At 70.2% G+C, this 12,468-nt stretch carries 11 protein-coding genes; 6 read left to right on the forward strand and 5 right to left on the reverse strand.

Going from position 1 to position 12,468, the window contains the following annotated elements:
- Position 1: 1 nt before the first annotated feature.
- Together ACHUEU_RS15035 and ACHUEU_RS15040 are read left to right on the forward strand one after the other, a co-directional pair.
- The gene (locus ACHUEU_RS15035) at positions 2-631 is read left to right on the forward strand and encodes a hypothetical protein (protein ID WP_191457157.1); all 630 of its coding nucleotides are present in this window, start codon (positions 2-4) and stop codon (positions 629-631) included.
- On the forward strand, positions 628-1,953 hold the full coding sequence (locus ACHUEU_RS15040) for a hypothetical protein (RefSeq protein ID WP_394216915.1): 1,326 nt from the start codon (positions 628-630) through the stop codon (positions 1,951-1,953). The genes ACHUEU_RS15035 and ACHUEU_RS15040 overlap by 4 nt, the downstream gene beginning before the upstream one ends.
- Before the next feature lie 127 nt (positions 1,954-2,080).
- Here the strand turns inward: ACHUEU_RS15040 and ACHUEU_RS15045 are convergent, their stop codons facing one another.
- Together ACHUEU_RS15045 and mobF are read right to left on the reverse strand one after the other, a co-directional pair.
- Entirely contained in the window at positions 2,081-3,022 is a 942-nt protein-coding gene (locus tag ACHUEU_RS15045) for a hypothetical protein (RefSeq protein ID WP_191457155.1), read from the reverse strand.
- A complete protein-coding gene (mobF, locus tag ACHUEU_RS15050) occupies positions 3,019-7,461 on the reverse strand; it encodes a MobF family relaxase (protein ID WP_394216916.1) in 4,443 nt (1,480 codons plus the stop codon). The genes ACHUEU_RS15045 and mobF overlap by 4 nt, the downstream gene beginning before the upstream one ends.
- Before the next feature lie 419 nt (positions 7,462-7,880).
- Between mobF and ACHUEU_RS15055 the strand changes: the two genes are divergently transcribed.
- The 4 genes from ACHUEU_RS15055 to ACHUEU_RS15070 all read left to right on the forward strand — a co-directional run bounded on the left by ACHUEU_RS15055 (position 7,881) and on the right by ACHUEU_RS15070 (position 10,131).
- The gene (locus ACHUEU_RS15055; RefSeq protein WP_394216917.1) at positions 7,881-8,063 is read left to right on the forward strand and encodes a hypothetical protein; all 183 of its coding nucleotides are present in this window, start codon (positions 7,881-7,883) and stop codon (positions 8,061-8,063) included.
- A gap of 420 nt (positions 8,064-8,483) precedes the next feature.
- Complete coding sequence (locus tag ACHUEU_RS15060) at positions 8,484-9,083, forward strand: hypothetical protein (RefSeq protein ID WP_394216918.1); 600 nt, start codon at positions 8,484-8,486, stop codon at positions 9,081-9,083.
- A 14-nt stretch (positions 9,084-9,097) separates the two neighbouring features.
- Entirely contained in the window at positions 9,098-9,661 is a 564-nt protein-coding gene (locus ACHUEU_RS15065; RefSeq protein WP_394216919.1) for a hypothetical protein, read from the forward strand.
- Positions 9,662-9,672: 11 nt separating this feature from the next.
- Positions 9,673-10,131, forward strand: a complete 459-nt coding sequence (locus ACHUEU_RS15070) for a hypothetical protein (protein WP_394216920.1) — start codon at positions 9,673-9,675, stop codon at positions 10,129-10,131.
- Between the two features lie 52 nt (positions 10,132-10,183).
- On the opposite strand, the gene ACHUEU_RS15075 is transcribed toward ACHUEU_RS15070, so the two are convergent.
- From ACHUEU_RS15075 to ACHUEU_RS15085, 3 genes are all read right to left on the reverse strand, one after another.
- A complete protein-coding gene (locus ACHUEU_RS15075; protein ID WP_394216921.1) occupies positions 10,184-10,615 on the reverse strand; it encodes a single-stranded DNA-binding protein in 432 nt (143 codons plus the stop codon).
- A gap of 113 nt (positions 10,616-10,728) precedes the next feature.
- Positions 10,729-10,950, reverse strand: coding sequence for a glutaredoxin-like protein NrdH (gene nrdH / locus ACHUEU_RS15080; RefSeq protein WP_394216922.1), 222 nt, complete (start codon positions 10,948-10,950; stop codon positions 10,729-10,731).
- Positions 10,951-11,639: 689 nt separating this feature from the next.
- Entirely contained in the window at positions 11,640-12,230 is a 591-nt protein-coding gene (locus ACHUEU_RS15085) for a recombinase family protein (RefSeq protein WP_087483159.1), read from the reverse strand.
- Positions 12,231-12,468: the final 238 nt, after the last annotated feature.

The following is a 12,468-nucleotide window of genomic DNA, read 5'->3' on the forward strand; positions in this document are numbered from 1 at the left end:
GATGATGACCGAGGATGCGACGCCGGCCCCCGGCGACACCGACTTCACCTACCTCACCGAGGTCGAGCAGCACTACCTCAACGAGCTCGGCGAGGCGGTCGCCGATCACGAGGTGCGCCTCGAGCGGCTCGAGGAGAAGGAGAAGGAGCCGCCCGTCCCGCGGGACTGGATCACGCGACACCAGGGCGTGCAGGCCTGGAACGAGCTCGCGGACTGGGTGGACTGGCTCAACGCGAACTACTCCATGCCCCACGCCCGCCGCGTGCAGGAGTGCTGGCCGGCCCATCCGGGGCTGGTGCACGTCCTGGCAGGGCTCCGCTCCGCATGGCGCGCGTCGGTGCTCTCCGATGAGCAGAGCAAGGAGCAGGGCAACGCGATGGCGGCGTTCCACGACTACCACCTGTTCCCGTTCTTCCAGCGGCTCGAGGACACCAAGCTGTTCAAGTGCTCGAACGGTCACAGGGCCGATGATGAGCACGCCGCGACTGACCGCGATCTGTTCCCGGAGGGGCTCGAGGTCGCCAGCGAGGACGGACAGGACCCGGACGCGCCGGAGATCGAGCCTCTCCCAGCGGACGAGAGCTCCGGCGCGATTGAGGACGACGACACGTGGGGAGAGGACGAGACATGATCTGGAACCGACGCTGGCCTGGCGCTTCATTGCACGATTGCGTGCTGATGATCTGCGGCGAGTGGGAAGAACACGGAATCAGCCGGCACCGGCTCGCCCGGGAGCTCAAGCTCCCGGGCGCTGTTCTGCAGCGCACGCTGGATCGGCTCGTCAGCCAGGACTGGCTCAGCGTCGAGCACCCGGCCGGGCAGCCCTCGCGCGACAGCCACTACACGCTGAACGAGGAGCGCCCGGGCTACAGCCAGCTCCGCGGTCTCTGGTTCATTGACTACGGCTACGTGCCTGAGGCCGGCCCTCTGGGGAGGGGCCGGGTGGAAGCGCCGACGCCCGAGGTGGCCGAGGCTGCCCGGCACTCCCCGGATTCTCTGTCGGAGCAGTCCGTGCGGAAGGTGCGGAGCCTGTACGTCGAGGCTGCTCGGCAGGCGGGGCGTTCCCTCGAGGTCTGGGATCTGATGCAGGCGGTATACGCGGACGGGTGGGCGGCGAGGGAGCGAGCCCGCGACGTCATCCATCTGCCGCCGCACCACAAGGAGACGGACCTTCCTTCGCGAGCGGGGATCGCGGACGACCCCCCGACGTCGGCGCTGGCCCTCGCACTCGCGTGCCGCAAGTTGGCGCGCGAGGATGCCTGGAAGTTCGCAACGCTTTCTGCTACCTCGGGAGCGGGCTATGCGCGAGCGGCGGCGATGTCCCAGGTTGTACACGGCGGGACCAAAGCGCTGGACTCGCTGCGGGTCGCGCACGAGCTGCAGCGCAGTGAAGCGCTGCGAGCCGGTGTGCGCATGGCCCAGGCGGGCACGGTGCTGGGCCGGCAGGGTTGGGCTGTCGACCGTCCGACCGTCGGGTTCGCCGGTGAGGTCGCATTGGCTTACTCCTACCGCGACATGGCGCAGCGTCTCGAGGGCATCGTCGAGGAGGTCTTGGCTCTCCCCGAGCTCGCCGCGGCCGCGACATCGCCAATGTTCCGGGAAGTTCTCGGCGCCGCGCCGAGCTACGAGGTGCCGGAGGACCCGTGGGCGGGAGGAACCTACGAACTGGACGCGAAGGCCGCTCTGCCCGTCGACGGCGCGGAGCCGCCTGCCGTGGTGGAGCTCGAGGGTCCCGGGGACCTGCGCGAGGGAGACGTGATCGTGACGGCGGGGGATCGTGACCTCACCGCGGGAGTCCTCGTTGTCCGCACCGACGCCGAAGGTGAGACAGTGGATCTCGCCGTCCCGGAATCACGCACTGCGAGTGAAGTCGCGTTCTCGCTGCTCGATTATCACGGTGGCCTGGTCGTTGCTCGTGGCCGCGAGTCGGTGGCGAGCCCCTTGGCGGAGTGAATCTGCGGCGCTATACTGGCGGTGCGGCAACTGCCTGGAGCTCACGCAAGTGGGTGAACCCAGGAGGCCGGGGGGGTTGTGCGGGACGGATGAGCCCGCCGAACCCCGGTGCCGCCCAGCTTCTCCCCTAGAGGGAGCGTGAAGGCCCCTCCGGCCCCTGGACCGGAGGGGCCTTCGGCGCGTCCAGCCGCGGCGCCGCCGCGGGCCTGGACACCGGCGAGCTGCCCTGGGCGCGGAGCTGCTGGACGCGCTGCGCGAGCGAGTGGATGGGGGCGCGACGTTCTCGCTGCCCCTCACGACCCACCAGGTCGGCTCTCATTGCCGTCCGTAGTTCGCGCTTCTTCCCGGTCAGCGCGTGCACCTCCTGCAGGCGCCCGCTGAGGGGGGCAACGTGCTGGGAGTCCCTCGCCTTCGTCCCGAAGTGGTGGCGCTGCACGGACCAGGCCACGGTGTCGGCGCTCCACAGCGCGTGCTCTTCGCTCATCCGCCCGTGGTGCATCCACATCTGCTCGCTGACCTCGCCCCTCTCGCGGAGCTCGTGGACGATCGCCTGGTCGAGACGGACATTGCGCTGCTGGGCCTGCGGGAAGTTGTCCAGGACGACGTCGGTGATTCCCTGCTCGTCGAGTGTTCTGAGCGCACCTCTGAGGCAGACATCTCGCACGGCACGCTCCTGCGCCTCGGTGATCTCGTGGTCGCGGACGTCGAAGACGACCACGGGCATCGCGGTCTTCGCGGCGATGTACTCGTTCATGTCGCCGATGCGGCCGCGGAGCCGCTGGTCCTTGACGGCCTCCTTGGAGTGCCAGAACGTGCCGCCTGCGATCTCCTCGAGGTCGCGCCGGATCTCCGGCAGGTCGTCCGCGTGGAAGACCACGGCGCTGAGGCCGTAGTACCCGACCTGACCGTCCTCGGTTGCGCGATGGGTTTCGTCGACGAACGCGACGAGATCCTGCCGGGTCGTGTACCGCTCCAGGAGGGTGTCGTCCCACAGGCCGCTATCGCGGTGGCGGGCGCGCAGTTCCTCGCGCCGGAGATGCTCGTCGATGCCGCCCTCGACCTCGCTCATCGCTGGACCGGTCCCTTCCCCTGCTCGCGATCGCGCGCCTGCTGCGCGAGGCGCTGTCGCATCTGCTCGTCGGCGCGCTTTTGCCCTTCGGAGAGCCTAGAGGTCCCCTCGGCCGCCCGCTGCGCGGCCACGCGCTCCTTGAGCGAGGGCAGGGGAACTCCGCGGCTCTTCGCCGGCGCCCCGGGCGCCGGCGCGAGCCGGGAGCGGAGCTGTTCGAGGTCGGCGCGGTCGTGCGCGGGGACCTCGGTGGGCTCGGGCAGGGCGCGCTGCTCGTCGGAGTAGTCGTGCAGCTGTCGCCAGGCCTTGATCTGGCCGGCCGTGTCCTCCCAGCGCGCGCGCTCGGGGGTGCCCTGGGCGGGAGTCGGGCCGAGATCCCGCGTCCAGGGCTCTCGCCGGAGCGCCAGGGCTTGGCCGTCGGACCGCAGCCGCGTCGCGAGGAGGCGTCGGCGCTCGGCGAGGTGGTCGCGCCAGGCCGGGGACAGGGCCGGGTCGTCCATGCCGCGGTCAGGGGCCAGCCAGCGCGGAAGACCGTCGGCGGCCGCCACCACGGGGCGATCGGGCTCGACCTCTCGACGGCGCTGCTCGGCGCGGATCGTCCGGTCCAACGTCGACTCGCGTTCGAGGATGCGGCGGGCGTCCTCGAGGTCCAGGACGTGGCCGGCACGGGCACGGATGTGCTCGCGGTCGGTGTGTCCGTGGCGGCGCTGGGCGTCTCGCTGCACGTTCTCGAGGACCCAGCTGCGCGTGGGCATCGCTCGCCGCATGCCCTGTTCGCGGCGCAGCTCGGTGAGGTCGGTGTGTCCGGCGCGCAGCTTCTCGCGCAGCGCGGAGACGGTCTCCTCGACGTGCTGGATCCGCGCCGCGGTGGTCTCCATGCGCGGGTCTCGCAGGCTGACCTCGGCGCGACGGTACGTGCTCCACTCGCGCTGCAGCTCATGGAGCTCGCGGCGGGCGTCGGTCAGCTGGTGTTGGTCCTCGGACGCGACGACGCGCGCCGCAGCGACCATGTCGGAGAGCTCGCCCGCGGTGAGGCTGCCGTGGGGACGGTCTGTCCAGGCCGGGACCGTGCGGTCCTTGAGGTCGATCGGCTTCGCGTCGAGGGAGTGGCGGGCCTCAGCGATGTTGACGGCCTCCCGAGCGGCCGCGCGACGCTCGGCCGACTCCGCGCTGAGCTCGACGAGCCGCTCGCGGGGCATCTCGCGCAGGGGCCTGTGCTCGGCCGAGCTCGCCTGCTCAGAGCCCCGGCGGAGGTCGTTACGCAGCCGCCAGGCGAGGAGCTTGCCGGGGTCCTCGGCTTTGTCAGGCTCGAGGACGTCGCTGTGGCGGCGCAGGAGCCGGTCGATGTCGTAGCCGGCGTCCTCGGCGCTGCGCAGCGCAGCGTCGACAGCGGAGCGGGCGTCGGAGGTCACCACGCGCTCGGCGCCGGCGCCGAGGCTCTCGCGGAGGTGGCTGCTGTACCGCTGCTCGTCGGCGCGGCTGGTGACGTCCTGGTGCTGTCGGCCGAGCTCGGCGGGGGAGTCCACGCGCTCGGCTTCGGTGAGCATCGCGTCACGGGCGGCGACGTCGCGGCGATCGGAGCGCGTGATCCTCGAGAGGACCACCTCGCGGGGCTGGTCGTCGGTGCCGACGAAGAGCTCGTTGGAGTGACGGCCGCGGGTCATGGCCACGTAGAGGCCCTCGCGGCTAGTGGCGGTGGTGGCCAGGGCTCGGGCGACGTCGACGGTGCGGCCCTGGGCGCGGTGCACGGTGCTCGCGTAGCCCAGTTCGGTGGACTCGCGCACGTACTCGGCCGGGAGGTGGACGGGGCGCTCGTCGGTGAGTCGGGCGGCGGTGATCGAGCCGTCGTCGTGGATGCGCTGCACCGTCCAGGCGTCGCCGTTCTTCACGCAGTCCCGGGTGCCGTTGACGGTGAGGGTACGGTCCACGCGCCGAGTCACCACGACGTCCCCGATCCCGGCGTCGTGGCCGTCGCGGAGGGCGGTGCTCGCGCCGAGGTCGACCTGCCCGCGGGCGATCCGGCGTTCCTGAGCGAGGCCGTTCAGCTCGGCGACCCGCACGTTGGTGTCGGCCATCATGAGCGATTCGCGTCCGGCGGCGTCGTCGGCGTCCCATGCGCGAACGATCTGGTCGACGAGATCCTCGTGGCGGCCGGAGTGGATCCGGCCGGCGGACTCGTACCAGCTGATGTCGCCCTGTCGGAGGGCGAGGGAGGCCTGGGCCTCGGCGTCGTTGCGCGTGCCATCGGTGTGGCGGAAGCGGTGCAGCTGGGTGAGCTCGACGGCGCCGACCTCGGAGGCGATCATGCGCAGCGCGCCCCCGGACTCGACCGCCTGCAGCTGACGGTCATCGCCGATGAGGCGGACGTGGGCACCGACGGTCCGGGCGTCGCTCACGAGCTGCTCGAGGTTCAGGGTGCCAGCCATCCCGGCCTCGTCGACGAGGACGACGTCGCCGCTGCGGAGCGCGAAGCGCTCGGGGACGGGGTCGCCCTCGCGGGCGCGGCCGCGCCAGTGCAGCCACTGGGCGAGGGTGGTGGATTCCGCCCCCGTGGCGTCCTCGAGCTGTGCGGCCGCGGTGGCGGCGACGGACAGGCCGACGACGCGGCCGCCTCCGGCCTGGACCGTCTCGACGGCGAGCTTCATGGCGGTGGTCTTGCCGGCACCGGCGGGACCGATGCCGACGGCGAGCACGTGCTCTCCGCAGGCGAAGGCTCGTGCGAGTTCGATCTGTCCGTCGTCGAGGGGCACGTCCTGGCGGGCGAGGACCTCGTCGAAGGTGGCGGGGGCGGCTGCCGGGATGGCCTCCTCGCGGGCGGCGTCGAGCAGCGTGTACTCGGCGTCGATCATCCGTGCGGAGGTGTAGATGTTCCGGTCTCGCGGCTCGTAGATGGAGGTGCCGTCGGCACGGGTCAGGTCCGGGAGGACCGGCGCCTCGGAGCGGGGTGTGAGGTTGACGCTGCCGACGTCGCGGGCGTACTGGGCGATCGCCTCGCGCTGGAATCCGCTGAGCATCCAGCCGTCGTTCCGTGCTGCCCAGCGGTCGACCTCGGCGCGGATGTCGCGCTCTGCCCACGTCGAGCGACGGGTCGACAGTTCGGCGATCACGTTCTCGCCGGCGCCGATGATGTCCAGGCCGTCCCGCACCGCGAGGGCCCGCTCTCGAGAGCCGACGGCGGCCTGCCGGGCGACGTCGGCGATCCCCTCCACGTCGGTGCTGCCGATGATCTCCGCCGCCTCGGCGCGCCACTGCTCGCGCATCTCGGCGAGGGAGCGGTGCGGTCCCTTGGGGGTGCGGGTCTCGAGGGTTGCCTGCTGACGCAGCTGGTGCATCAGCTTCGTGTCGGGCTCTCGCCCGTGCTCGCGCACGTAGGCGTCGACGAGTTCGCGAGTCCGCGCTCGGATCGCGGCCGAGCGTTTCGCGGACTGCGACATGAGGCGCGGATCGATGCCGTCGACCTCCATCACGGGCCGCTTGCCCGGTCCGGTGGAGCGGGGCGAGAAGCTGAATCCGCGTGCGGAGAGATGGGCGACCAGGCGCTGGTTGTAGTGCTCGCTAGCGGAGACGGCGGAGCGGTAGAGCGCGGCGCCGTCGAGAGTCCTCCACCGGTCGCCGTGGGCGTCGTAGACCTTATTCGCAACGACGACGTGATCGTGGAGCTGCGGGTCTCCGTCGCGGGAGTCGTGGTGGCGGAAGCGGGTGGCGATCATGCCGGTGACGTCCAGCTGGGCGACTCCACCGGCGCCTGCGCGGGTGCCGATGGCGTGCTCCTCGAGGTACTCCACGGCGTCGTCGATAGCAGCCTCATGAGCTGCCGCCACGGCCTCGGCAGTGTCCTTGTCGGCGAGTCCCCACAGGACGGAGACGCTCTTGGGTGGGGAGAAGGTCAGGTCATAGCCGGCCACGGAGTTCGACCCCTTGGACAGCTCCTTGGACAGGAAGGTGGCGAGCTCCTTGTCGTCCGTCGGCCGGTGGGAGAAGCGCTCCTCGTAGACCTCGGAGGCGACGCGCATCCGGGTCTGGCGGATCTCGTCCACGGAGAGCTCACGGCCTAGGCGGGTCTCTTGAGCGTCACGGGCGGACTGGATCCGCTGCCCGATCTCGCTCGTCGACGAGTCGTACTTGTACGGCCGTCGGCCGAGTCGGGACGCCCGCTCGGCGTCCTTCGCCGAGCCGCCGCCGGCGATCACCGAGGCCTCGATCGCGTCGGCGTTGGGGTGCCGGCCCTCACCAAACAGGGCCTTCATCTGCTGCTCGGAGACGGCTCCGGAGACGCCGAGCGCGGCGGTGCCCTTGCCGATCCAGCGGCCTTCTGGAGCACCGGAGTCGAGGTAGTAGTCCGTGAGGTCCTGGCCGTCTTGACGGCGCTGATCACCGGACGCGGTCATCGCCGAGTAGTAGGCATAGCCGTCCCCATGGGACAGCTTGCTCACGGACATCATGCGCTGATACTAGCCCCCACTTCGCGCGAGCGACACCGAGGACATTCATAATGCAAGAGGTGTGACGTTGCTGTGGTCCTGATCGGCCGTGAGCGAAGCGAACCTCGGGGAGGCGCGAAGCGTCCTCTGGATCGAGCTTGCTCGATCTGCCGATCGGACCTAAAGCATCGGCGCATGCCGTGCATGCTCGCTGTCCACACGTAGTGTGGTCAGCGATGAGCAGTGAGTTGCGCTGTGGACTGTGGGCTGGGGACGGTGTTAGGAGACATCCGCAGTCCACAGGGAGCAGCGCAGCTCATCCGGGCCGACGCCGCGGGCCGGCAGATCCATGGCGACACTGGTGCGGTCGAGGCCTCGCGCGCGCGGGAGTGCGCAAGTACACTCGGGCCAGGAGGCCTTCATGAGCACCCCCACAGTGGATGAGCCAGTCCGACAGCAGACACGGCCCGAGCAACCCAGACGAGCGATCGACGTCGACCGCCTTCGTCAGAGAGCGGCAGCGGTGCGCCGAGCTCGACCGCACCCTGCTCGATCGCAAGCAGCGCAAGCCGAGTCTCGCGGCACCGCGGCACGTCAGCGCGCGATCCCGCTTCGAGAGCTGAGAGAAGACGAGCGCAGCGCTCGTCGGAACCCGAACGCGAAGGCAGACAATGCTCCGCGCCGACGCGAGCTCGAGAGCGTGCAGGAGCGAGCGGACCGCGTTCGCGCCGAGAGGGCACTCGCACAGGTTCGTGACCCTCGATGGTGGGATCGCGCGAGTGCCGGCGATCTCGAGCGGGCGCGCCTCGCAGCCAACGCGTCGGGAGTCGCGCCGGGGAGCCGAGCGGCGATCAGGAGCGAGATGCGGGAGGTCGCGCAGCGCCGATACGGGACGAGCGTCGACGGCGCGATCCTCTACGAGCGCGAGAACCCGCGCCAGCCACCACCGGACATGCGTTTCAGCGGTGGACGAGCGTTGACCTGAGTAGAGGCCGATGAGAGAGGGGAAGACGATGGGAAGCGATGCTCCGTGGAGGCGAGAGGTGCCCTGGGAACAGGACGTTGTCTCGCGGCGCGTGATCAAGATCAACGACCACATCGCGCGAGGGCTCGAGCGCGCCGTGGAGGAGGCCCGGGCGAACGGTGTCTATGCACCGGGCCGCGATGGCGAGGGCGGGAGTGCGCAGATTCCCGTCGGCGCCGCGGATCGTCTTCGCCGCGCCGGAGATGAGGCGACCCGGGCGGTGCAGTCCGATCTCGGCGGCTCCTTGGGCGGGATGTACCGCGCCGTGGAGGAGTTGACGGCCCACCCCTGGGACACGTCGCCGGCCCGTGCGGAGGCGGCAGAGAGACTGGATCACGTCCTGCGTAGATGGGGCGCTGGGACTCTCGACGCGATGATGCGAGCGAACCACGACAACGACGTCTCGCGTGAGGTGCGCGGGGTCGTGGGTCTGGTGAGGGGGAACGAGCGAGCGCGTGGATCTGGTCTCGAGAGCGTGAGCAGCCGGATCGAGAAGGCCAAGAGCTCGGAGCGCTCGCTCGCGCAGGCGGCTCCAGAGAGGGAAGCGGAGGGGCCGCCAGCTAATCTCCGCTCGCAGATAGCGACGGGCCCCGCACAGCACATGACTCGGAAGATGTGAAGGAGACAGCAGGAGTGGCACGGAAGAGCACGAAGGCGGCCGAGGCCCGCGAGCGGGCGCGAGAGCGCGCGAATCGGTTCCTCGAGCGTGAGCAGAAGCTGCTGCGGATCGCGGAACGGTTCGAAGAGGCACAGCTCGAGATCGAGGGCGTCGACGCCGCCACCGAGGCGAAGGTCGCGAAGATCCGGGAGCAGGCCGAGGCGAGAATCGCCGAGGCTCGCGAGCAAGCGGAGAAGGACGCGGCAGAAGCGCGCCGGCGCGCCGAGGAGCTGCAGCGAGAGATGCTCGCGCTCGGGATCAACCGGCGCGAGGTCGGCGAGAGACTGGGGATCTCGACACGAAGTGTGGTGCGGACGGAAGGGAAGAAGCCGGTGAAGAAGCTGAGTGACGAGGAGGCCGAGGCCGAAGCGGCGGCGCTTGTCCGCGAGGGCGTGATGATCCAGCTGGACGGAGACGTGCACCGGCAGCTGTCGCCGGCCTCTGCGGACGGCACCGAGCTGCACGGCATGCTGTACCAGGACGGTGAGGAGCAGGGCGAGGCCACTGTTGACCTCGCCACCGCCGAGTGGAGTCGGTGAGGGGTCCTCTCATGCTCGACATCGTCGCGGCTGCGGCCGATCCAGCCATCCGGGACCGGTACTTCGAGAAGGTCCGCCGGATCGAGGGTGGATGCTGGCTGTGGACCGGGGCGATCTCAGGCAGGGGCCACGGCAGGTTCTGGATCGGCGACGGCCTGGTGGTGATCGCCCACCGCTTCGCTTGGTCGATCGCACACCCGGGAGCCGAGCTGCCGCCCGTCGTGGCCCACGGGGACTGCGACAACCCGCTGTGCCAGAACCCGGCCCACCTCTCGGCGAGCACGAGCGGCGAGAACCGGCGGGAGTGGGCAGCTCGCCGGCACCGGCTCGGGAGCGCGCTGCGGGACGTGCGCGGCGCCCGCGGCCGCGCACGGGAGCTGCGCGACGCAGCGCGCGAGGGCGCCGACATCGATGGGGTGATGGCGGATGGTGTTAGGTCGATCGACCGGGATCAACTCCCGCTGTGGTGACAGCAGAACGCCCCCGACCGGAGCACGGGCCGGGGGCGTTCTGGGTCTGGGGTCAGCCGGCGAAGCCCGATCCGGGCTGCGCGGCCTCCGGCCACGGCGGGGCGGCCTCCTCGGAGGGAGCGGGAGCCGCGGCGGCCTGGGGGGACGACTTGAGGAACCGCCAGGACTCGCCGACCGCCTTGACGTCGAGGTACTCGGCGGTGCGGCGGTTGCCGTCCCTGTCGGTGTACTCGCGGGCCTTGAGGGCACCCCAGACGAGGAGCCGGGTGCCCTTCTCGGCGTTGGCGGCGATGGTCCGTGCGAACGGGTCGCGGGCGACACAGGACTGGCCGATGGGCGTCTCCTTGACCACCTCGCCGGTGCGGCGGTCAGTGCGCGTGGGGTTGTTGATGAGGCGGAAGCGCACGGAGGCGTTCCCATCCTCGAACTCCTTGAGCTCGGGATCTGCGGCGAGGTTCCCCTCGAAGGCGGTGAAGCGGTCCATGCTGTCCTCCCTGGTCGATGGTGACCCCAGCCTATCGGACTAGTGCAGACAGTGCAAGCGATGCAGTTAGTGACAACAGTGCGGGCGGGAGGGGCTGCCTCCCGCCCTTGGTGTTAGGCGAGCGCCTTGATCTTGTCGGGCCGGTACCCGGACCAGTGGTCCTCGCTGGTGACGACGACCGGTGCCTGCGCGTACCCGAGAGCCTTGACCCGCTTGAGGGCGAGCTCGTCCTCGGTGAGGTCGACGACGTCGTAGGCGAAGCCGAGCTTGTTGAGGGCTCGCTTGGTGGCGTCGCACTGGACGCAGAGGGGCTTGGTGTAGACGGTGATGCTCATGGTGTGCTCCTTCGCTCCGCTGTTCGGGGGGGTGCTGACAAGGAGCGGGGGATGCGCTGGTGGGGGTGGTGCACCCCGAAGGGTCGAGCCGGAGGCGAGAGCCCGGGCAGCCGGCGAGGACCCAAGAAGATCCCGGCGAAATAAGCGCAGCGCGTCGGGATCTTGTTGGGGACCGTCGGCCGAGCGGAGCGAGCCGGGTGTGCTCCTCCCCCGCCAGTGCGTCAAGATCCCCCGGTCCAGCACCCGCAGCGGAACCGAGATGGGATCACGGTGATCGCCGGCCGGCACCTCGCCCACCCGAGCCACATCCGTACGCCTCCATCGGGCCCGGGTCAGCGCTGCCCCGGCATCCCAGCGCGACACGCTGACCACAGGCGGTGCACTCCCAGGTGCGGTGCCCCGGAGCGAGAGTGTCGGTGCGGCACGCGCAGGCCGCCCATCCGATCAGGAACCGCTCTTCGCCGCAGGCGCACGCCGCCGGCCGCTCCTCCGCCCACCCCTCGGGCGTGCGGTACAGCGGGGGGATCACCTGCAGCCCCTCGAACTCCGTGATGCGCTCAGCCATGAAGCGGAGCCTAGGCAGGCAGTGCGACATCTGCTTCGAGACTGCGCGGCTCGAGGGCCTCGAGCGACTCAGGGATCGCGTCGACGTCGCGCGCCGCGCACTCTGAGGGAAGAGCCGGCAGCGCCTACATCGCAAGCGGGAGTGCTGGCTGCTCGAGGTACGAGTACAGCGTAGTTCGACTGATTCCGTACTCACGTGCCAGTTGGGCTTTGGGGACACCATCGAGGGCTCGAGTCCGCAGCTCCTTGATCTGCTCGCTCGACAGCTTGCGCGACCGCCCCTTGTACTTGCCGGGCACCTGCTTCGCGAGGGCGATCCCCTCGGCCTGACGTTCGCGGATCATCTCGCGCTCGGACTGGGCGACGGCCGTGATGATGTGCAGGATGAGCCGGGTGGTGAGGTCTCCCCCGTCCGGCCGGATCGTGAGGCCCTGGGAGACGAACTCGACCGTGACGCCCTTCTGCTCGAGCTCCTCCATGATCTCGAGCATGTCCCGGAGCGAGCGGGCGAGGCGGTCGATCGAGGCGACGACGAGAGTGTCCCCCTCGCGCACGTAGTCCAGAGCCTCCCGCAGCTGCGGGCGCTCCGAGGCCGTGGCGGCGGACTGGTACTCGCGGTAGGTCTTGTCGACGGCACCGACGGCCTCGAGCTGCCGATCGAGGTTCTGGCCGGCGGAGGACACTCGGACGTAGGAGACGCGCTGCGTGGTGGGCATAGGACGATTCTGTCCGACAAGGGTAGGCGACACGCGCAGGTGAGGAGATGTGTCCGGAAATGGCCGCCGAGGACCCTATCCGTAACCGTCCGAGCTACAGGCCAGGGGTGTCCGGTTGAGGTATACCCCATCGGGACGATCGCCTTCTAGCACCTATGCGACAAGGTTGTCCCACTCGGTCACTACCGACGGTCGATAGGGTGCGAGCATGAACTCGGTTCCCGCTGACGATCTTGAG

Origin of the sequence: Brachybacterium vulturis, from assembly GCF_043641765.1 — a bacterium.
Lineage (GTDB): Bacteria > Actinomycetota > Actinomycetes > Actinomycetales > Dermabacteraceae > Brachybacterium > Brachybacterium vulturis_A.

Coding starts and splice junctions, on each gene's coding strand:
- ACHUEU_RS15035 (WP_191457157.1), top strand. CDS start 2: ATGATGACCGAGGATGCGACGCCGGCCCCCGGCGACACCGACTTCACC.
- ACHUEU_RS15040 (WP_394216915.1), top strand. CDS start 628: ATGATCTGGAACCGACGCTGGCCTGGCGCTTCATTGCACGATTGCGTG.
- ACHUEU_RS15045 (WP_191457155.1), bottom strand. CDS start 3,022: ATGAGCGAGGTCGAGGGCGGCATCGACGAGCATCTCCGGCGCGAGGAA.
- mobF (WP_394216916.1), bottom strand. CDS start 7,461: ATGATGTCCGTGAGCAAGCTGTCCCATGGGGACGGCTATGCCTACTAC.
- ACHUEU_RS15055 (WP_394216917.1), top strand. CDS start 7,881: ATGAGCCAGTCCGACAGCAGACACGGCCCGAGCAACCCAGACGAGCGA.
- ACHUEU_RS15070 (WP_394216920.1), top strand. CDS start 9,673: ATGCTCGACATCGTCGCGGCTGCGGCCGATCCAGCCATCCGGGACCGG.
- ACHUEU_RS15075 (WP_394216921.1), bottom strand. CDS start 10,615: ATGGACCGCTTCACCGCCTTCGAGGGGAACCTCGCCGCAGATCCCGAG.
- nrdH (WP_394216922.1), bottom strand. CDS start 10,950: ATGAGCATCACCGTCTACACCAAGCCCCTCTGCGTCCAGTGCGACGCC.
- ACHUEU_RS15085 (WP_087483159.1), bottom strand. CDS start 12,230: ATGCCCACCACGCAGCGCGTCTCCTACGTCCGAGTGTCCTCCGCCGGC.